The organism is Haemophilus sp. 27098_8_127 (genome assembly GCF_041433495.1).
Classification (GTDB): Bacteria; Pseudomonadota; Gammaproteobacteria; order Enterobacterales; family Pasteurellaceae; genus Haemophilus_D.
In genome coordinates, this window is record NZ_JAPWBP010000008.1 from 1 (window position 1) to 20928 (window position 20928).

Below are 20928 nucleotides of genomic sequence, written 5' to 3' on the forward strand. Positions count from 1 at the left end.
TTATTCCTTTTTATTAGGATGATTAAGATGCCCTTGCTTATGCAAGAGCGCCGAAAAATTCAACGTCAGAAAGGCGAAGACCACAAATTTTGACAACAGTTCCCCCTTCCTTTCTGGTCGGAACAGCTTATTTTAAGCGAACTCTGTACGAAAAGAAAGCACAATAAAAAGGATTTACCTAAAATTACAATTAATTAAGGTAAAACTTAAGTTATGTAAATATATGTAAAGATTTTTGAAAATTTTTACGAGAAACTTAAAGAAGTGTAAATTTTTGTGTAAAAAATAAGCAAAATTGCGTACTAAAATCATTATACTGCCTTTCTTTTTTCTTTACGAAAGTATCGAATTAGATCAAACTAACGCCATCAAATAAGATAAGGAAAAGTATATGGCAATTTGGAAAAAAGCGTTCACGCTTGAACAGCTCAACGAAATGGGGAAACATTGTGCGGTTGGGCATTTAGGCATTGAGATTTCGGCTTATGGTGAAAACTGGATTGAGGCAAAAATGCCCGTTGATCATCGCACCACTCAACCTTTCGGTTTATTACATGGCGGTGTGTCTGTTGCGTTGGCTGAAACCATTGGTTCTTTGGCGGGATTTCTCTGTATAGAAGAAGGACAAGTTGCCTTAGGATTAGATATCAACGCCAATCATCTTCGCCCTGTGAAAAAAGGTTTTGTTACCGCAAAGGCCACGCCAATTGCTTTAAGTCAAAATACCCATGTTTGGCAAATTGACATTCGCGATGAACAAGATAAACTTTGCTGCGTTTCTCGATTAACGCTTTATATCAAACATTTATGACTACAACTCAAAAAATTGGCATCATTTTAGCGAACCTTGGTACGCCTGATGCCCCTCAACCCGCTGCGATCTCCCGTTATTTAGCAGATTTTTTAATGGATCCCCGTGTGGTCGATTTGCCGCGTTGGAAATGGTATCCCCTTTTAAAAGCGATTATTTTACCTATGCGTTCTAAACGCATTGCACGAAATTATCAATCTATTTGGACAGAACAAGGCTCTCCCCTGCTTGCCATTACAAGGCAACAACAAGCAGGTTTACAAGCTTATTTGACTGAACAAGGCATCAATGCACAAATCGAAATTGCCATGACTTACGGCAATCCTTCAATGCAAAGTGCGGTCAAAAATTTACTCAAAAATGAGGTGGAACGCATAATTGTATTGCCGCTTTATCCACAATATTCCAGCACAACAACAGGTGCATTAATCGATGCATTCAATCGAGCCATTGCGCAAGAGCGCAATATTGTGCCTTTTGAGTTTATTCATTCTTATCATCTTGATGAAAACTACATTAATGCGTTGGTGGATTCCATCAAAGTGCGGTTAAAACCCGATGAGTTTTTGCTCTTTTCTTATCATGGCATTCCATTACGTTATGAGAATATGGGCGATTATTATCGTCAGCATTGTAAACAAACCACGATTGCCATTGTGGATAAACTTGGTTTAACGGAAAACCAATGGAATATGACGTTCCAATCTCGTTTTGGCCGTGAAGAATGGTTACAACCTTATACGGATCACTTTTTAGAAGAAGCCGCTTCTCAAGGGATTCAAAAAATCGCCGTGATTTGCCCAGGTTTTTCGGTAGATTGCTTAGAAACCTTAGAAGAAATTGAGGTTGAAAACAAAGAGACGTTCTTAAATCACGGTGGTGTGTCTTATCACTATATCCCTGCATTGAATGCTGAAAAAGCACATATTGAAATGATGGGGAAATTGGTTTTGGATAAGTTGAAGTAGTTAAATCTCCCCCCAGCCCCCTCTTTGCGAAAGAGGGGGAGCTTAATAGCCCGCCCATAAACGTTCTCCGTTCTTAACTCTCTCAAATATATTCCCAATAAAATTACTAAAAGCAACATCATAAAAAAGCCCCTCTTTTGTAAAGAGGGGTTTGGGGAGATTTAAAAAGAGTTGGGGAGATTTAAAAAATAAACAAAAAGGCGAACCTTTCGATTCGCCTTTTAAGATTCTTATCTAATCAAAGATTAGAAGAATACACGCATACCTACACCGATAGCTCTGTCTTTAGTTTTACCATCGTAAGTATCGTTAACGTACTCTTTAGTAGTCACATATTTGCCTTCTACAAATAATACAACTTGTTTATGAAGTTGGTAATCTGCACCAAGTAAGAAACCGTGAGTTTTATCTTTAGTGTTTTCACCTTTTACGCGTTCATATAGGTAGTTACCATATACTTTAGACGCAGGAAGAACTTGATATGCGAAACCTGGAGCCACATAGAATTTGTTTGTTTTTTCATCATCAAATTTTTCATGACCATAAGCGAAGTCACCAGTTAATGTGAAATCACCAAATTTATAGCCTAATGATGCTAAGAAACCATCTACACGGTGTTTATATGACGCATCAGTTTCAAAGCTAGTGTGGCCATAAGCGAAACGCGCATCTAAATCACCCGCTGTGTATAATGCACCGAAACCAAATGCATTTTTGATAGCTGGATCAAGTGCTTTGCCTTTTTCATTATTTTTTTGACCAAAGTTATAGTTTGCACTTAATTGTAAACCTTCAATACCTTTATAGTCATAACGAACTACACCAGTACCCGCAGTAGGAATATATTCACCTTTTGGAATAAAGCCATATTCATAGTCATTTGCTTGGGTTAAATCATCTGCGATAGTTAATTGACGACCGAATGTGATATCACCAGTTGCTTTGCTACCTAAACCTACATAAGCACGTTTAGCATAAAGACTACCGAATTGGTCACGAGATTCTGTATCATCAAAACGGGATTCTAAACGACCTAATGCATAGAAATCGTTATCTAAGTTATGTTTTACAGTGATGCCGAAACGTGAGCCTGCATTACGTAAAGCAGAGTTAGCTTTTTTAGTTGATTGGTTAGCGGCGTTGTACACTTTTTTATCCGCTTTTTCCATGATTAAACGAAGAGAACCGTTTAATTCAACTTTAGTACCTTCGTTGTCATAAACTACTGCTGCGTTTGCTGCTGAAGCGGCAAATGCAGTAACGATTAATGCTGCTAGTGTCTTTTTCATAATTGTTATTCCTTTTGGTTGTTACCTATGATTTTTGATTGAAGCAATTTTTCATAAAAAGTTCAATCTCCGAAATAGACGTCGCAAATATTACAAAATAAACCTATAGTGTCAATGGAGGATCCGTTTCAATTTTCTAAAATCGGATCAAGATCACATTTTTTACACAAAAAAGGACATTTTTTAATCAAAAACATCCTTTCACATCGAACTTTTCAGAATTTTGTCTATACAATGATCGCTCTATTTTGAGCAATTTATTCTTCTTTTTTATTCATTTTCGAAGACATAATGAATATTTTTTGAGCAAACTAGGCACATTCTATCGAAAATGAAATCACTTCTTTAATACTTTCCGCGCCTAATGCAATCATAATTAAACGATCGACCCCTAAAGCCACACCAGAAGTATTTGGAATACCTGCTTGTAATGCCCCTAGAAAACGATAGTCAATTTCACGCTGTGGCAATCCTGCTTTTTCGCGTAGGCGATTGTCTTTTTCAAAGCGGTATTGTTGTTCTCGTGCATCTGTGAGCTCATGGAAACCGTTGGCTAACTCTAAGCCTTTATAATAGAACTCAAAACGTTCTGCCACACGGCTATCTTCTGGGCTAAGTTGTGCAAGTGCGGCTTGGGAAGAAGGGAAATGATAAACCGCAACAGGTGCTTCTTGTCCGATTTTAGGCTCTACCACTTCACTGAATAGAAATTGTAATAAGGTATCACGATCTTCATCTTCATCTGCCATAAAGTTGTGTTTACGTGCGGCTTCCACCAATTCTTGACGAGTGGCTGATAATGGATCTAATCCGACATATTCTTGGAAAACAAACTGATAACTTAAGGTTTCTGCCGGTTTACAATCGAGGATCTGTTGTAACAAATCATCCACTTCATTCATCAGACGATACATGTCAAAGTGCGGTCGATACCATTCAAGCATGGTGAATTCCGGATTATGGCGATTACCCGCTTCTTCATTACGGAACACTTTACCAATTTGAAAGATCGGTCCGCTGCCTGCCGCCAGTAAACGCTTCATGTGATATTCCGGACTTGTGGAAAGCCAGAGCGTTTTCGAGAGTTCGTCAAAAGGGGCAACAAATTCTGTATTAAAGGTGGAAAGGTGAAGATCTGTTACGCCAAACTCACTTAAAACAGGGGTTTCTACTTCTAATAATCCACGTTCAGTAAAAAACTGGCGGATATCTGCAATGATTTTGGCACGCGCCAATAAGTTTTGAATTGATGCAGAAGGTTGCCATTCTGTTTTTTTATCGCTAAGTGCGGTCATTTTTTTCTCCGTTTTCACCTTTAAAATGAATAAGACTATTGTAAACAAGAGCGATTTTTAACTCAATAATCCGACTAAATCATTCTTAAACGAAAACGGTTATCATCTAAAAAATATAAAAAAAGTAACTTTTTTGAGTTAGATCACACTTTTGATATTTTATCCGTTTATTCCGGAAAAAAGGTTACTAATTTGTAAACAAAAATGGCAGAATGGCAATATATCCCCTATTTATTTAGGGCATTTTATTTTTTTACTTTCTATTGATTGGAGGATATCGTGCAAACGGTTAATGTCGATATTGCTATTGTTGGTGCCGGTGGCGGCGGTTTACGTGCAGCAATTGCAGCAGCAGAAGCAAACCCTAACTTAAAGATCGCATTAGTTTCTAAGGTTTATCCTATGCGTAGCCATACGGTGGCAGCAGAAGGTGGTGCGGCCGCAGTAATTAAAGAGGAAGATTCCTACGATAAACACTTCCACGATACCGTTGCCGGTGGTGACTGGTTATGTGAACAAGATGTGGTGGAATACTTCGTTGAACATTCTCCAGTAGAAATGACTCAACTTGAACGTTGGGGCTGTCCTTGGAGCCGTAAAGCTGATGGTGATGTGAACGTGCGCCGTTTCGGTGGAATGAAAATCGAGCGTACTTGGTTCGCGGCAGATAAGACCGGTTTCCACTTATTACATACTCTTTTCCAAACATCCATTCAATATCCACAAATTCAACGCTTTGATGAGCACTTTGTTTTAGACATCCTAGTTGATGATGGCCATGCTCGCGGTATGGTTGCGATGAATATGATGGAAGGTTCACTTGTTCAAATTAATGCAAACGCAGTGGTGATTGCAACTGGCGGTGGCTGTCGTGCATTTAAATTCAACACCAACGGCGGTATCGTAACCGGTGATGGTTTATCAATGGCATATCGTCATGGTGTTCCTCTTCGTGATATGGAATTCGTCCAATACCACCCAACCGGCTTACCGAACACCGGTATCTTAATGACGGAAGGTTGTCGTGGTGAAGGCGGTATCTTAGTGAATAAAAACGGCTATCGTTATTTACAAGATTATGGTCTAGGTCCTGAAACCCCAATCGGTAAACCTGAAAACAAATATATGGAACTTGGTCCACGTGATAAAGTTTCACAGGCGTTCTGGCAAGAATGGAAAAAAGGTAACACCTTAAAAACTGCAAAAGGTGTTGATGTGGTTCACCTTGACTTACGTCACTTAGGTGAAAAATATTTACATGAACGTCTTCCATTCATTTGTGAATTAGCCAGTGCTTATGAAGGTGTAAACCCAGTTAATGAACCAATTCCAGTTCGTCCGGTTGTTCACTACACCATGGGTGGTATCGAAGTGGATTTCAACAGCGAAACTCGTATTAAAGGATTATTTGCTGTGGGTGAATGTGCGTCTTCTGGTTTACACGGTGCAAACCGTTTAGGTTCTAACTCACTTGCAGAATTAGTGGTTTTAGGCCGTGTTGCAGGTGAATATGCCGCACAACGTGCAGCAGAAGCACAAGCAGCAAACCGTGCAGCAGTTGATGCACAAGCACAAGATGTTGTGGCTCGCCTTAAAGCACTTTATAACCAAGAAGGTAATGAATCTTGGTCTGAAATCCGTGACGAAATGGGTACCGTAATGGAAGAAGGTTGTGGTATCTACCGTGACCAAGAAAGCATGCAAAAAGCAGTAGATAAAATTGCTGAGCTTAAAGAACGTTATAAACGTATTCGTGTTGCAGACCGTTCAAGCGTATTCAATACCGATGTGCTTTACACCGTAGAATTAGGTTACATCCTTGATGTCGCACAATCTATTGCCAACTCTGCAATTGAACGTAAAGAGTCTCGTGGTGCACACCAACGCTTAGACTACACTGAACGTGATGATGTGAATTATTTAAAACACACCCTTGCTTACTACAATGGCGATGATGCACCGCGTATTGAATACAGCCCGGTGAAAATCACTAAATCTCAACCAGCAAAACGTGTTTATGGTGCTGAAGCAGAAGCGGCAGAAGCGGCTGCGAAAGCTAAGGAGCAAGCAAATGGCTAATTCACCAGTAATGACTGTAGAAGTATTACGCTACAACCCAGAAAACGATCAAGAGCCACATTTAAGCTCTTATCAAGTACCTTATGATAACCAAACCTCTCTTTTAGATGCGTTAGGTTACATTAAAGATAAACTTGAACCGTCTCTTTCTTATCGCTGGTCTTGCCGTATGGCGATCTGCGGTTCTTGTGGGATGATGGTGAATAACAAACCTAAATTGGCTTGTAAAACGTTCTTACGTGATTACAGCGGCCATATGCGTATTGAACCATTAGCAAACTTCCCTATCGAACGCGACTTAGTGGTTGATTTAAGCCACTTTATCGAAAGTTTAGAGGCGATTAAACCTTATATTATTGGTAACGAAGCACCACCGTTAGATGGTAAACCACATCCATCAAAAGAATTGCAAGTCAGCCGTACTAAACAAACGCCGGCACAACTTGAAAAATATCGTCAATTCTCAATGTGTATCAACTGTGGCTTATGCTATGCGGCTTGTCCACAATTTGGTTTAAACCCTGAATTCTTAGGCCCTGCAGCGATTACAATGGCACACCGTTACAACCTTGATAACCGTGACCATGGTAAAGCACAACGTATGCCATTATTAAATGGTAAAAACGGTGTTTGGAGCTGTACTTTCGTTGGTTATTGTTCTGAAGTGTGTCCAAAACACGTGGATCCAGCTTCTGCAATCAACCAAGGCAAAGTGGAAAGTGCCAAAGATTATGTTATCTCAATGCTAAAACCAAAAGGCTAAGGGGAAGAATATGTCAGTAACAATAAGTAAACGTAAAAAATATGTTCGCCCAATGACGGCTACTTGGTGGCAAAAATTGGATTTCTACAAAGCTTATATGGTACGTGAAGCAACCTCTATCTTTGCTGTATGGTTCTGTATCGTATTGCTTTATGGTGTACTTTGCCTTGCAAGCAATCCTGTTCCAGGTCTAGGCATTATTGATTTCATTGGCTTCTTAAGAAATCCAATTGTGGTGTTCTTAAATATCATCACATTAATTGCGACTTTATATCACACTGCAACTTATTTCGTGATGACACCAAAAGTGATGAACATCATTGTTAAAAATGAGCGTTTACCACATCACGTGTTAAGAAATGCACTTTGGGCAGTTACCGCTGTGATTAGTGTTATCGCATTAATTTTAGTTTATATGTAGGGAGAGAAAAAATGGTCGAACAAAATCCAAAACGCTCTGGTGAACCACCAGTATGGTTGATGTTTGGTGCTGGCGGTACTGTCAGTGCGATTTTCTTTCCTGTGGTAATCTTAATCCTTGGTTTATTGTTACCGTTCGGATTAATTGATCCACATAACTTAATTACATTCGCTTATTCTTGGATCGGAAAATTAGTTATCTTAGTTTTAACCATTTTCCCAATGTGGTGTGGCTTACACCGTATTCATCACGCGATGCACGATCTTAAAATTCACGTGCCAGCAGGCGGATTTATCTTCTACGGTCTAGCAACCATTTACACTGTTTGGGTGTTATTTGCCGTATTAGGTTTGTAATTTAAAAATACTAAAGTGAAGAAATAAAAGTGCGGTCAAAAATGACCGCACTTTTTTATTCTCGACGAATAACCAAAATATTCTCTTAATCTAGAAAAACAAAAAACCCGACATTACGTCGGGTTTTCTTTTATCAAAAATTTTGATAATTATTCTGCAACAACGATAACATCTAATGTTGCAAATACTTCGCCGTGAAGTTGGAAACGAACATCGTGGTCACCAAGAGTACGGATTGGACCGTTTGGTAAACGAACTTCGCTTTTCGCAATTTCAACGCCTGCTGCAGTTACTGCTTCTGCTACATCACGAGTGGTGATTGCACCGAATAAACGGCCTTCCTCACCAGCTTTAGATGCGATAGTTACAGAACCTAATGCAGTCACTTGTGCTGCACGAGCTTGAGCTGCTGCTAAACTTGCGGCTGCCGCTGCTTCTAACTCTGCGCGACGAGTTTCAAAGTGTTCAATGTTAGCTTTAGTTGCCATAACCGCTTTACCTTGTGGGATTAAGAAGTTACGAGCGAAACCAGATTTAACATTAACTTGATCACCTACGTTACCTAGGTGAACGATTTTATCTAAAAGAATTACTTGCATTTCCTAACTCCTTCTTAATTGTGATGAGAATCAGAGTAAGGTAATAACGCTAAATAACGAGCGCGTTTGATTGCGCGTGCTAATTGGCGTTGGTACTTCGCACGAGTACCGGTAATGCGGCTTGGTACAATTTTGCCGCTTTCAGAAATGTAGTTCTTTAATGTAGCGATATCTTTGTAATCGATTTCAACAACATTTTCCGCTGTGAAACGGCAGAACTTACGACGACGGAAATAACGTGCCATTTGGCTGTCTCCTAATCTATAAATTCGATTTGCTCGGCATGCAATACTAACTGCGTTAAACCATTTGAGGTTTTATGTGAAGTTATAAACCCCACCACAAGAAGTTTACTGCCGACCGTAATGCTTTGAGTTTTTTCTATTAACTGATTGCCACTGACTTGAACTGGCATCTTTAACCACGCTTGGCGTGATAAACCACTTTCGACTTGTTCGGAACGATGTTCCAGCCAAAACTGGCAATGCGCAATCCCGTTAGGGCTTTTGCTTCGTTTAGGTAATTGACACACTGTGCCGATTAACGAGAAGCGATTATCAAGTTTTGAATTACTCTTCAGCATCCTCAAAATCGTTGTTTTCAACTTCAGCTAAAGGTTTACGTTCTTCTTTAGCCGCTTTCATTGGGGACGCTTCGGTTACGGCGTGCTTAGTATGGATAACAAGACTGCGTAATACAGCATCGTTATAACGGAAAGTCGTTTCTAGCTCGTCGATGACTTGTTGAGGCGCTTCTACATTCATAAGCACATAGTGTGCTTTGTGTAATTTGTTAATTGGGTACGCTAATTGACGACGACCCCAATCTTCTAGGCGATGAACTTGACCACCAGCTTCTTTAACAGAACCTGTGTAACGTTCGATCATACCTGGTACTTGCTCGCTTTGGTCCGGATGAACCATAAACACGATTTCGTAGTGACGCATTACTGCTCCTTACGGGTTAATCAGCCTTTGACGTAGATTAGCCACCAATCTGCAAAGGCAAGGAACGAAAAAATGAACGTGGCTAAGGGCGCTGATTATACAGATTTTTTTTCAGACTTCAAATAATTTGTACGCTTTTCAAACAAAAAAAGCCGATATCAACATATCGGCTTTTCTTTTCATTTCTAAATTAACGGCTACGGAAAATGATACGACCTTTGCTTAAGTCATAAGGTGTCATTTCTACAGTTACTTTATCGCCCGTTAAGATACGAATATAGTTTTTACGCATTTTGCCAGAAATATGTGCAGTCACCACGTGACCATTTTCTAACTCAACGCGGAACATGGTATTTGGTAAGGTTTCCAAAATTGTGCCTTGCATTTCAATGCAATCTTCTTTTGCCATTTTATCCTCTAAAATAATGATTTTTTGACCGCACTTTTTGCGGCTATAAATGAAAAACGGGCGAATTATAGCCGTTTTTAATGTTAGACGAAAGATTAAAATGGTATTTTGTTGAAATCCCCATTATTTTTTCAATAATTCGATTATAATATTTCAAAAAGTAGATCTGGTAGAAATTAATTTAGCATTCGAAACCAGTAAGATCTAAGCCTTATATGACATCCACTTTCAAGAGGACTGTTCTATCGAAAAAGGCTAAAGCAAACTTTACTTAGATTTTCGTCAATTTGTATGTCAACCAATGACTTCAACCCAAGGGTTATTTATGGCTATACCTAAAATAATTGTAATTAGTTTAAAAAATTCAACAAGAAGAGAAAATATTGCTAAACGCCTTTCTGGTTTGGGGTTAGACTTTACTTTTTTTATTCAACAGATGGAAAGAAACTGCCCGCTTCCGTATTAGGATACCTCGATTATAATTTCTCCCCTAAATACTATTTATCATCTAAGTCATTAAAGTTTATGGACATATGATGGGAAACAATATGAATAAGCTAAAAGCCCTAAGGTTAAAAATCGGGAAATTGATACTTGATAAATCGTCAAGAGCAACCCCCCCCCAAAGTTTAGAACATCCTAAGAGTTTCTTATTTTTGCGACAAGATGGGAAAATTGGCGACTATATCGTTAGTTCTTTTGTTTTTCGGGAGATAAAGAAATTTAACCCCTTGATAAAGATTGGTGTCATCTGCACGAAACAGAACGCTTATCTGTTCCAAAAAAATCATAATATTGATGAGATTTATCTTGTAAAGAAAAGAAGCATTCTCGACTACATTAAGACAGCACTGCTTATTAGAAAAGAAAGATACGATGTTGTCATTGATCCAACCATTGTACTTAGAAACCGAGACTTATTGCTATTGAGAATACTCAATGCGCGTAATTATATAGGCTATAGAAAAGCGGATTATAATATTTTTAATATAAATATTACTAAAGACGGCCATTTTTCAGAGATTTATAAAGAGGCTTTAGCCCAGTCAAATATCAGTCTAAGTGATGAAAGCTATGATATTCCGCAAGATGGCTCAACTAAAGAAGAAATTCTTCAGTTTATTACTGATAACAAGTTAAATAATTACATTACAATTAACTTCTATGGCGCGGGGAAAAATAGAAAATTTAACGATGCCCATATTGTAGATTACTTAGCATATATTAGAAATCATCGTAAATGCCCATTGGTCTTACTCTCAACACCAGATACTCATGAGCATTTAAGTAGAATCGCTAATCAATTTGACGATGTGTTTGTTTATCCAAATTCTCGCACAACGATCTACCATACAATTGAGTTGATTAGAAACTGTACTCTACTTATTTCGGTTGATACATCAACTATTCATATTGCTTCGGGTTTAAATAAACCTATAATTTGTTTTTACTCGCAAGACAAAGAAAATTTTACGCATTGGCATCCCAATTCTAAAAATGTATGCCATATTATTCATTACCGTGATAATGTTAATGCTCTCTCTCCGAGAGAAATAAAACCAGAGTGGCTAGATATTTAAAGATACCAACCACAAACTGTATCATTTATTAGATTATTTTTATGAATTCAAAAAAACACTTAGGTCATACCGCCCGTAAACGCTTTGGACAAAACTTTTTACATGATACTTCTGTGATTCAAGGTATCGTGGCAGCAATTCATCCACAATCGAATCAATTCTTAGTAGAAATTGGCCCAGGGCTTGGTGCATTAACGGAGCCTGTTGGAGAGCTTGTCGATCATCTTACTGTAGTAGAACTTGATCGAGACCTTGCAGAACGTTTACGTCATCATCCATTTTTACATCAAAAGCTCACCGTTATTGAAACGGATGCCATGCAATTTGATTTTGGTGAACTTTATGCAAAAGAACATTTAGCAGAAAAAGGTCAGAAATTACGTGTGTTTGGTAACTTGCCTTACAACATTTCTACCCCATTGATGTTCCATTTATTTAAGTATCATGATGTGATTCAGGATATGCACTTCATGCTGCAAAAAGAAGTAGTCAAACGGTTATGCGCAGGACCAAATAGCAAAGCTTACGGTCGTTTAACCATTATGGCGCAATATTTCTGCCAAGTGATGCCCGTGCTTGAAGTTCCACCTTCCGCATTTAAACCAGCACCGAAAGTAGATTCAGCGGTTGTTCGTTTAATTCCGCATAAAGAATTACCGCACCCTGTAAAAGATTTATATTGGTTGAACCGTGTTTGCTCCCAAGCGTTTAATCAACGTCGTAAAACATTGCGTAATGCGCTTTCAACACTATTTTCACCTGAAAATCTGACCGCACTTGGTATTGATTTAAATGCACGAGCAGAAAATTTAGCTATCGCAGATTATGCACGCCTAGCAAACTGGTTAGCGGATAATCCACCAGTAGATGTCAATAAAGATGAAATCTTAAATTCAGAAGAGTAAAAGAGCGGTCAAAAATGGCAACCTATTTCGTCGGTGATTTACAAGGCTGTTATGATGAATTACAGCTTTTATTAGAACGAGTAAACTTCAATCCTGTGCAAGATAAACTTTATCTTGTGGGGGATCTTGTGGCGCGTGGAGATAAATCACTTGAATGTCTTCGTTTTGTAAAATCACTTGGAAGTACGGCGCAGACTGTCCTTGGTAATCACGATCTGCATCTAATTGCAACCGCACTGGGTATTAAAAAAGTGAAGCCTCGTGATCGTGTCGATGCTATTTTTAATGCGCCCGATTTTGATGAACTCATTGACTGGTTACGCCATCAACCCTTACTTGTGCATAATGAAAAATTAAACTTCCTGATGGCACATGCAGGCATTTCGCCAGATTGGGATTTGGAAACCGCGAAATCTTGTGCAGCTGAAGTGGAACACATTTTACAGCATGGCGATTTTCATTATCTCATTGAAAATATGTATTCAGAACAACCCGATCGTTGGTCGCCAGATTTGCAGGGCTTAGCACGTCATCGTTACATTATTAATGCGTTCACTCGAATGCGTTTTTGCTATTCAGATCATCGCTTTGATTTTGCCTGTAAATCCTCTTTGAAAGATGCGCCGGCGGAGCTTATACCTTGGTTTAATTTGGATAATCCTCTTTATAAACAGATCCCGATTGTATTTGGGCACTGGGCAAGTTTAGTCGATGAGAATCTCCCTCAAGGTATTTATGCCTTAGATACAGGTTGTGTGTGGAATAATCGAATGACTCTGTTGCGTTGGGAAGATAAACAGCTCTTCACACAAAGTGCGGTCAAAAATTACTGTGATTTTTAAGGAAACACTATGCTCTCACTTAATGCTGAATCTTGCGAACTGTTCAATATTCCGTTCTACCAATTCGCCCAGATGAAGAAATTTTGTCCGGAAGATATTCCAGCGATTAAAGCTGATTACAAATTACATTGGGATAATTGGAAAGCGATTATTCAAGAAGTGGCAAAGCAGCTTGGCATGCCTTTTGCGAAACCGCATATTGAAAGCTGGACCAATGGCTGGCAGGTACGCGCTCATTTCTTTGCTTATTTTAAATACGAGTTCAACCAAAATTCTGCAGCAATCTTTTCTGTGCTATTAAATCGTCGCCGACTAAGAGTGTGTTTAGATTGGCATTGCTATCGTGCAGATCGCTCACAAATTAATGTGCAACAATATAATCAATGGCTTGATCAATTTGATTTCAAACAATTTGCTGATTTTGATATTTGGCGAGAAGACGAAAGCGAATATGGTGATTTTCGCCAAGTGAAGAGCATTTCTGAAAAAGATCTTCTCTTACGCTCAGATGAGGATTTTTGGTGCATTGGGAAAAGTATTGAAAAAGCTGAACTTCATCAAATCGATCCCGTTTCATTTATTACAAAAACCATTCAACAGTTGCAACCGCTTTACGATCGCTGTCATCAATAAAGTGCGCTCAATTTCCATTAAACTTTTTCGTCTTGTTTATTTGTTATGCTATCATTACATTAGTTTAACATTTTTAACAATTTTTCTTTTAGGAGAGCTTTATGAAAAACGTCGTGATCGTTGGCGGTGGTGCTGGCGGCATTGAATTAGCGACATTTTTAGGCGACAAATTAGGTCGCAAAAAACAGGCTAAAGTGACGCTTGTGGATCGCAATGCGACCCATTTATGGAAACCCTTATTACATGAAATTGCCACAGGTGTAATGGATGATGGCACCGATTCCCTTAGCTATCGTGCACACGGGAAAAACCACCATTTCAGCTTTGAGCAAGGTTCAATCACGCGTATTAATCGTGAGCAAAAATACGTTGAACTTGCCCCTGTTTATGGGCAAGAAGGCGATATGCTCGTGGTTGCGCGTCGTATTCCTTATGATTACTTAGTGATTGCGATCGGTAGTAAATCGAATGATTTTAATACAAAAGGCGTCGCTGATAACTGTATTTTCTTAGACAGCTCTGATCAAGCTCTTCGCTTTCAACAAAGAATGTTGGAATTATTCCTTAAATTCTCAGAAAACCGTGTATTAGACGATATTGGTGAAGAAGAATTTAAACAGAAATTAGTGGATGAAAGCAAAGTCAATATTGCGATTGTTGGCGGTGGTGCAACCGGTGTGGAATTAACCGCAGAGCTTTATCATGCGACTGAAGACTTATCTTCTTATGGTTACGGCAAAATTGATAATTCTTGCTTGCAAGTCACCTTAGTTGAAGCAGGCCCTCGATTATTACCTACTCTACCTGAAAATTTATCTGCAGCTGTATTAGATGAATTGCAAGAAATGGGTGCAAATGTGAAATTAAATACGATGATCACGGAAGCCCAACCAAACACGCTTATCACCAAAGATGGCGAAGAAATCAAAGCTGATCTGATTGTGTGGGCGGCGGGTGTTCGCACCTCAACCGTGACACAGCAATTCGATGGATTAGAGCTTAACCGCATCAATCAATTAGTGGTAAAAGATACCCTTCAAACTACGGTGGATGACAGTATTTTCGCGATTGGTGACTGTGCAGCATTAATGCAACCAAACGGTAAATTAGTTCCGCCAAGAGCACAGGCTGCACACCAAATGGCAAAAGCTTGTGCAAAAAATATCTTTGCACTTTTTGAGCAAAAACCATTAAAAACATTCAAATACAACGATAAAGGAACCTTGGTTTCTCTTTCAAGCTTTACCGCATTGGGTAGCATTTCAAATAAATTTGGGAAAAATCCATTAACTGTTCAAGGTAAATTTGCACAGTTTGCGTATGTGTCTTTATATCGTATGCACCAACATGCTTTGCATGGATGTATTAAAATTGGCTTGATTATTTTAGTGGATAAACTTAACCACTATTTAAAACCAAGATTGAAATTACATTAATACAAAAAGTGCGGTCAAATTTAACCGCACTTTTTTCATTTCTTAAACGAGTTGATTGTTATGCTCATAAGCATAAAGTGTATTAAACATCAGCATGGCAACCGTCATTGGCCCTACTCCACCCGGTACTGGTGTAATATAAGCCGCTTTTTGTATCGCCACATCATATTCCACATCGCCCACTAATTTACCATTGATACGGTTAATCCCCACATCAATGACTGTTGCCCCTTCTTTAATCCAATCGCCTGGAATAAAACGAGGCTTGCCCACAGCCACGACTAAAACATCCGCCTGACGAATATGATGCTCTAAATCTTTGGTAAAACGGTGTGTCACCGTGACAGTAGCACCAGCCAACAACAGTTCAAGTGACATCGGGCGTCCCACAATATTTGATGCACCAACGATCACCGCATGCTTACCGTGTAAATCAATGCCCGTGGTTTCTAATAATTTCATCACGCCATAAGGGGTGCAAGCACGTAAAGTTGGAATACGCTGACATAAACGCCCCACATTATAAGGGTGGAAACCATCCACATCTTTTTCAGGACTAATACGCTCAATCACTGATGTGCTATTAATTTGTTCAGGCAATGGAAGTTGCACGAGAATACCATCAATCGTTTCATCCGCATTCAATTGATCTATCAGTTGCAGTAGTTCTGCTTCCGAAGTGGTTTCAGGTAAATCATAAGATTTTGAAACCATCCCGATTTCCTCACAACTTTTTCGTTTACTGCCTACATAGACTTGAGAAGCGGGATCTGCACCCACTAAAATTACCGCAAGTCCTGGTGCACGTTTACCTTGAGCACGATAATGTTCAATTTTATTGGCAACATCCGATTTGATTTTTTTTGAGAGTTCAGTACCTGAAATAATTTGAGCAGTCATGCGTTTTTTCCTCAAGATGGCATTAAGTAAACGTTTGCTATTTTAACTGACAACGCCTTATTTTACAAAGACAACAAAAGTGCGGTTGAAAAACTGGAATAATTTTGAGCAATTGAAAGAGGAATCTAAAAAATTAATTGACTGAAAAGAAAAGCTCACTATAATTGTGCTCAATCGTCGGCGAGTAGCGCAGCTTGGTAGCGCAACTGGTTTGGGACCAGTGGGTCGTAGGTTCAAATCCTATCTCGCCGACCACTTCTTTTATATTTCCCTCGAAATTCCATACAAAAGATGTAACCCTTAAAATGCGCCCTTAGCTCAGCTGGATAGAGCAACGCCCTTCTAAGGCGTGGGTCAAAGGTTCGAATCCTTTAGGGCGTGCCATTATATACATTCTCAAAAAATCAAATCATCTTACAAAGTCATAAGTCATTGTTTTACAATGTAAATATTTGTAAATTTTTACATTAAAATATTTACCAAATTATTTCATACAAGTATTATTCATTTCGTTTCATACCAAATGAAACTTTTATGATATTTCGGATATTTTTTATTTAAAGGAATTAAACCTAATGAAAAAAACACTATTATTTGTATGTTTATTTGGAAGTGCATCTCTTGCTTTCGCAGAAGATACCGCAACAAAAACTGAAGTTTATACTCAAGTAGGAAGACTCGACGAGCGTATTACTGAAACTCGTTCAGTTCTTGATAATCGAATTACAAATGAGCGTAAAGAACTTGACGATCGCATTACTGGTGTCGATGTTCGACTTAATCAAACGGACAAAAATTTAAATGATCGTATTAATGAAACAGATAAAAATCTCAACAACCGCATTAATGACGAAGTGGGACGTTTAGATAAAGATATCACAGAAAATCGCCGAGCATTAGATGAACGAATTACGAATACTCAAACTGAAATTGATAATCGTGTAACAACTGAAGTGGGTCGTCTTGATGATCGCATTACCAACGCTCAGAAAGATTTAAATAATCGTATTACTGGCGTTGATGAACGTTTAAACCAAACGGATAAAAACCTAAATGATCGTATTAATGAAACAGATAAAAATCTCAACAACCGCATCAATGATGAAGTGGGTCGTTTAGATGGTCGCATTACTGAAGATCGCCGAGCACTGGATGAAAGAATTACTGAAAATCGCAAAGATTTAGATAATCGTATTACGGAGAATCGTAAAGATTTAGATGAACGAATTACAGAGAATCGTAAGGACTTAGATAATCGTATCACCGGTGTAGAAGAGCGCGTTACGGATACCCAAAAAAATCTAAATAACCTAGATAACCAAGTAAAAAATAATACAAACAATATTCAAACGAACAGAACTGATATCGATGATCTAAAAAATAGAATCAGCCATAATTCATCAAGTAATACTCAAAACACCAAAGCACTTGCTGATAAAGTAAACAATAACGTGCAAAATATTGCTAATAACGCTTCACGTTTAGATCACTTATCAAATCAAGTGATGACAAATACAAAAGAGATTTCTGATTTACGCTCTGAAATGACACGTTCTACTGAATCATTGCGCTCAGATTTGAAACACAACGTGAAAAAATTACGTGCAGGCATTTCCAGCGCTATTGCGTTAACACAAGTCCCCCAAGCAATTACTTCTGGAGAAAGCGTGCTTGGTGTAGGTGCAGGAACTTTCCGTAATGAAAGTGCGCTAGCAGTCGGTTATTCTCGTGCTTCTGATAATGGCAAACTGCTATTTAAAGTAGGCGGTACTGCAAGTAGCCGTGGTGATTTTGGTGCAGGTGCAGGTGTTGGGATACGTTGGCGCTAACTAAATACTCGTATAAATAACAAAAGCACGCTTAATGCGTGCTTTTTTATATCCATAAAATATCGAGAATATATGATTTAAAAATGCTCGGATATTTATAAAGTATTGTAATTTGAATGGCGGTGAGAGGGAACAACGACTTTTTCCGCTTAAGCCTTGTGTAGTCTAAAATCTTAGCATTTTGTATAGCCTGCTAGGGAGTTATACAGGGAGTTAAAAATAAATTTTTCTATTATTTGTCCTTGTTCAAAGGACGATTATGGGAAAAAGAGATTTAACGGTCAATCTTTAATTTTCGTTTATTTTTGTTTTATACAATGTAAGATTCTGGCCAAAAATAAAATCAATTTGAAATAATGTCATTTCTTTAATCACTTTATCACTTTTTCACCATAAATAAAGCTAACGTATTGATTTAAAACTAGAAAAACACTGGTGAATAAGGGAAATTATTCTTCTATGAGGCTATTTTTATCACTTAATCACCCTTTTTATCACTTTATCACTTTTTCACTATAAAATTCACAAAAATTAATTGTTATATATTAATAACTTACAGTCTTTTTGAGTGAAAAAGTGAAAAAGTGAATAGAAAAAATTACTTTCAGGAAAATTTTTAAAACTTAGAAAAAAAGCGCATTCCGGTTAAAAATGCGCTTTTTGAGATTTTATGAATTTCCCCACTTCATCATTGTGCTATCTTTATCTTTAAATTGTACGTTGGTATAACTATAACCGCCTTGTAACGTTCGATTTTGAAATCGGATTTTGTATCCTGCCGTTTTAAATGCAATGTCTAATTCCTGTTTTAAATCATTTGGTTTTAGACGTGATTTTTCTGGTCTCCCATGAATATCACAAAAAAGTAAGTATGCCCAGTAAAGCCTTGTGTAAATTTGTGGGCTATCATTTGCTGGCATGCCGCGCGAACTACCGAAAATAAGCCCTTTATTACTGGCCTGTTCTAACAATGTTAACTCTTCAATAAACTCTAAAACATGGTCATTTTTCACTTTCATTTCTAATGCCTCTTTACTTTTTCGTTGTCGGTTTAATGCTTCTTTTGCATCATTAGGATTGCTAAACTCATCGTAAAGCTTGCGGATAATTCCCCCTAATTCACCTTGAATTTTTTCCACTAAATGTTCGTCTTTATCTTTTTCTTCTACTGCTCGTGTAAATGGGAAAAGTACGCGGCGTCTCTCCATTCCGCCCCCATCATTTTTATAAATAGGTAAAGTGTTTGAACAAATCGCAATAATGGCATTTACCTTTGAACTAAATGATTTTTTATTCTTCGGGTTGAATGTAATTTCATCACCTCCAGAAATTCTTTTTAAAATGGAAGAATCACCTATAAATCTAGCTTGATCTGGTGAAAATAAAAAAGTTTTATTCAAGATAATATCTCTCGCCTTTTCATCTTTTAATAATTCCAAATCAATAGCAGTATAATTTCCTTCACCGCTAATCATTTTAGCTACTTGTAAAAAAGTGCTTTTACCGCCCCCCGGTTCTCCAATTAATTCTAAAGTTAATTGCCAGTCATATCGGTTGTTCAAAATCATATAAAGTGCAGCCAGAAGCGATTTTTTTCTTTCTTCACTATCGTTGCTAATGAAATTAATCCATTTATCAAAATTTGGTGTAGGGGTCTGTGTCTCTAAATAGTCACAAGGATTAAAACCAGTCAAATAGTATTCTTTACGGTGCGGCATAAATTCCAATGTATTCTTATTTAGAACACCATTTTTAAACGCAAGTAACTTCGCATCTGTTTGCTTAAATAAAGGCAAGTCTACATTTAAACACTTAATTACATTATTGAGCATATCAACATTCTTATATTTTGTGTTGTATTCTTCGTAAAAGGCTTTTACTTTGCGCTGTAACTCGTTTTCACCAATTACTTCCCAAATAATGCCATTGTAACCATAAATAATGCCTTGCTCTGAATGATAAGCTAATGGTTTTTTTTGCCACTTATAGAAATATTCAGCCACTTCTGCAGCGGAAAGTTTTTTTAAGGTTTCCGCATCAAGCTCTATCATTTCAGGCGAAATAGTTAAATTAGCAAATTCCACATCCTGGCGAATTCTTTCTACATAGCCACTTAAGTCCTCTAATAGCTCACCTGTGCTATTTTTTAATGCGAAAAATTTTACTTTGCTTGTTTTAGCTAAGTGATTACATAAATCAGTTAAAACCTGTTGATTTTCGCGAATCGTTATTCCATTTTCACTGCTTTTTACTTTGAAAAAATCGCTTGTATCGATAATACTAGCCACTTCATGACCATCAGGCAAAATAGCAAGATTAAATAAATTATCCAGCGCGTTATCATCAAGAATAACAGGACTTTCATTATATCGGTTTGGATTATCATGATCCCGTAAATCCGCCAATAATTGCCAATTTAAACCTTGCCCATTTGTTTTCTCATCTTTCGGATTTAGCCGATAAAATTCCCATGGGTTGCCAATTAAAATATAAATTTCTTGTTCTGGCGGCACATTCTCTTTTAAAACATTTTTTAAATTAGGAGCTTTTTTTAGTTTCATTATTTTTTCCCCTTATTTCTATTTTTAAAAAACGCAATTACATCTTCCGCACGATACTTCTTCGGAGCGTTTTTCTTTTGTGTTCCAACGCTTGCAGGGAAAGCGGGGTCTATAGCTAACTTTTGCATAAAATAGCCATAAGAAATCTTTGCGTATTGAGCAACGTCTTTCGCTGTCCAGATTTCATCTAATCCATAAGCTTTCTTATCATTCTCCAAACGGCTTAGGCGTTCGTCATGGTTCGCAAGAATACGCTTTAGGCTCTCTACGGTTAGTGGTTGTTCTTGTTGTTGCATCATGTTCTA

At 37.9% G+C, this 20928-nt stretch carries 23 protein-coding genes and 2 tRNA genes; 15 read left to right on the plus strand and 10 right to left on the minus strand.

Annotated features, from left to right (window positions below):
• The first annotated feature begins 391 nt into the window (after positions 1-391).
• Positions 392-811, plus strand: coding sequence for a hotdog fold thioesterase (locus O3746_RS08620; protein ID WP_371448648.1), 420 nt, complete (start codon positions 392-394; stop codon positions 809-811).
• Complete coding sequence (gene hemH, locus O3746_RS08625; protein ID WP_371448650.1) at positions 808-1779, plus strand: ferrochelatase; 972 nt, start codon at positions 808-810, stop codon at positions 1777-1779. The genes O3746_RS08620 and hemH overlap by 4 nt, the downstream gene beginning before the upstream one ends.
• 245 nt (positions 1780-2024) lie before the next feature.
• On the opposite strand, the gene O3746_RS08630 is transcribed toward hemH, so the two are convergent.
• The gene (locus O3746_RS08630) at positions 2025-3068 is read right to left on the minus strand and encodes a porin (protein ID WP_371448652.1); all 1044 of its coding nucleotides are present in this window, start codon (positions 3066-3068) and stop codon (positions 2025-2027) included.
• A gap of 311 nt (positions 3069-3379) precedes the next feature.
• On the minus strand, positions 3380-4363 hold the full coding sequence (gene epmA / locus O3746_RS08635) for an elongation factor P--(R)-beta-lysine ligase (RefSeq protein WP_371448654.1): 984 nt from the start codon (positions 4361-4363) through the stop codon (positions 3380-3382).
• Positions 4364-4642: 279 nt separating this feature from the next.
• Between epmA and frdA the strand changes: the two genes are divergently transcribed.
• From frdA to frdD, 4 genes are read left to right on the plus strand one after another with little or no spacing between them, the layout of a single operon-like run.
• Positions 4643-6442 carry a fumarate reductase (quinol) flavoprotein subunit gene (gene frdA / locus O3746_RS08640; RefSeq protein ID WP_371448656.1) on the plus strand — a complete coding sequence of 600 codons (1800 nt, stop codon included), beginning with the start codon at positions 4643-4645 and terminating at the stop codon, positions 6440-6442.
• Positions 6435-7205, plus strand: coding sequence for a succinate dehydrogenase/fumarate reductase iron-sulfur subunit (locus O3746_RS08645; RefSeq protein ID WP_049367031.1), 771 nt, complete (start codon positions 6435-6437; stop codon positions 7203-7205). Before frdA ends, O3746_RS08645 begins: the two co-directional genes overlap by 8 nt.
• Before the next feature lie 10 nt (positions 7206-7215).
• A complete protein-coding gene (gene frdC / locus O3746_RS08650; RefSeq protein WP_295666250.1) occupies positions 7216-7626 on the plus strand; it encodes a fumarate reductase subunit FrdC in 411 nt (136 codons plus the stop codon).
• Positions 7627-7637: 11 nt separating this feature from the next.
• A complete protein-coding gene (gene frdD / locus O3746_RS08655) occupies positions 7638-7982 on the plus strand; it encodes a fumarate reductase subunit FrdD (RefSeq protein WP_014064788.1) in 345 nt (114 codons plus the stop codon).
• Positions 7983-8131: 149 nt separating this feature from the next.
• Here frdD and rplI read toward each other — a convergent pair whose 3' ends face one another.
• The 5 genes from rplI to infA form a co-directional block, all read right to left on the minus strand.
• Positions 8132-8581, minus strand: coding sequence for a 50S ribosomal protein L9 (gene rplI, locus O3746_RS08660; protein WP_049368816.1), 450 nt, complete (start codon positions 8579-8581; stop codon positions 8132-8134).
• A gap of 14 nt (positions 8582-8595) precedes the next feature.
• Positions 8596-8826, minus strand: coding sequence for a 30S ribosomal protein S18 (gene rpsR / locus O3746_RS08665; protein WP_005696867.1), 231 nt, complete (start codon positions 8824-8826; stop codon positions 8596-8598).
• A gap of 11 nt (positions 8827-8837) precedes the next feature.
• Complete coding sequence (gene priB / locus O3746_RS08670) at positions 8838-9164, minus strand: primosomal replication protein N (RefSeq protein ID WP_005627623.1); 327 nt, start codon at positions 9162-9164, stop codon at positions 8838-8840.
• Positions 9151-9528 (minus strand): 30S ribosomal protein S6, encoded by a 378-nt coding sequence (rpsF, locus tag O3746_RS08675; RefSeq protein WP_005627620.1) that lies wholly within the window; start codon positions 9526-9528, stop codon positions 9151-9153. The genes priB and rpsF overlap by 14 nt, the downstream gene beginning before the upstream one ends.
• A 190-nt stretch (positions 9529-9718) precedes the next feature.
• Positions 9719-9937, minus strand: coding sequence for a translation initiation factor IF-1 (infA, locus tag O3746_RS08680; RefSeq protein WP_005627617.1), 219 nt, complete (start codon positions 9935-9937; stop codon positions 9719-9721).
• 325 nt (positions 9938-10262) lie between these two features.
• On the opposite strand from infA, the gene O3746_RS08685 reads away from it, so the two are divergent.
• The 6 genes from O3746_RS08685 (at position 10263) to O3746_RS08710 (ending at position 15333) form a co-directional block, all read left to right on the plus strand.
• Positions 10263-10403 (plus strand): hypothetical protein, encoded by a 141-nt coding sequence (locus O3746_RS08685; RefSeq protein WP_290915782.1) that lies wholly within the window; start codon positions 10263-10265, stop codon positions 10401-10403.
• Positions 10404-10485: 82 nt separating this feature from the next.
• Positions 10486-11517, plus strand: coding sequence for a glycosyltransferase family 9 protein (locus tag O3746_RS08690; RefSeq protein ID WP_371448665.1), 1032 nt, complete (start codon positions 10486-10488; stop codon positions 11515-11517).
• A 41-nt stretch (positions 11518-11558) separates the two neighbouring features.
• Positions 11559-12422 (plus strand): 16S rRNA (adenine(1518)-N(6)/adenine(1519)-N(6))-dimethyltransferase RsmA, encoded by an 864-nt coding sequence (gene rsmA / locus O3746_RS08695; protein WP_371448667.1) that lies wholly within the window; start codon positions 11559-11561, stop codon positions 12420-12422.
• Between the two features lie 14 nt (positions 12423-12436).
• Complete coding sequence (gene apaH / locus O3746_RS08700; RefSeq protein WP_302130216.1) at positions 12437-13264, plus strand: bis(5'-nucleosyl)-tetraphosphatase (symmetrical) ApaH; 828 nt, start codon at positions 12437-12439, stop codon at positions 13262-13264.
• A gap of 9 nt (positions 13265-13273) precedes the next feature.
• Positions 13274-13897 carry a glucose-6-phosphate 1-dehydrogenase family protein gene (locus tag O3746_RS08705; RefSeq protein ID WP_371448670.1) on the plus strand — a complete coding sequence of 208 codons (624 nt, stop codon included), beginning with the start codon at positions 13274-13276 and terminating at the stop codon, positions 13895-13897.
• A gap of 101 nt (positions 13898-13998) precedes the next feature.
• A complete protein-coding gene (locus tag O3746_RS08710) occupies positions 13999-15333 on the plus strand; it encodes an NAD(P)/FAD-dependent oxidoreductase (RefSeq protein WP_371448672.1) in 1335 nt (444 codons plus the stop codon).
• A 42-nt stretch (positions 15334-15375) separates the two neighbouring features.
• On the opposite strand, the gene folD is transcribed toward O3746_RS08710, so the two are convergent.
• A complete protein-coding gene (gene folD / locus O3746_RS08715) occupies positions 15376-16233 on the minus strand; it encodes a bifunctional methylenetetrahydrofolate dehydrogenase/methenyltetrahydrofolate cyclohydrolase FolD (protein ID WP_049368810.1) in 858 nt (285 codons plus the stop codon).
• Positions 16234-16411: 178 nt separating this feature from the next.
• On the opposite strand from folD, the gene O3746_RS08720 reads away from it, so the two are divergent.
• From O3746_RS08720 to O3746_RS08730, 3 genes are all read left to right on the plus strand, one after another.
• Positions 16412-16488, plus strand: a tRNA-Pro gene (locus tag O3746_RS08720).
• Between the two features lie 52 nt (positions 16489-16540).
• Positions 16541-16617 (plus strand) — tRNA-Arg (locus tag O3746_RS08725).
• 191 nt (positions 16618-16808) lie between these two features.
• Positions 16809-18062 carry a YadA-like family protein gene (locus O3746_RS08730; RefSeq protein ID WP_371448675.1) on the plus strand — a complete coding sequence of 418 codons (1254 nt, stop codon included), beginning with the start codon at positions 16809-16811 and terminating at the stop codon, positions 18060-18062.
• A 668-nt stretch (positions 18063-18730) separates the two neighbouring features.
• Here the strand turns inward: O3746_RS08730 and O3746_RS08735 are convergent.
• Together O3746_RS08735 and O3746_RS08740 are read right to left on the minus strand one after the other, a co-directional pair.
• Positions 18731-20623 (minus strand): DUF5906 domain-containing protein, encoded by a 1893-nt coding sequence (locus O3746_RS08735; RefSeq protein ID WP_371448677.1) that lies wholly within the window; start codon positions 20621-20623, stop codon positions 18731-18733.
• On the minus strand, positions 20623-20922 hold the full coding sequence (locus tag O3746_RS08740) for a hypothetical protein (protein WP_005699781.1): 300 nt from the start codon (positions 20920-20922) through the stop codon (positions 20623-20625). Before O3746_RS08740 ends, O3746_RS08735 begins: the two co-directional genes overlap by 1 nt.
• Positions 20923-20928 lie beyond the last annotated feature (6 nt).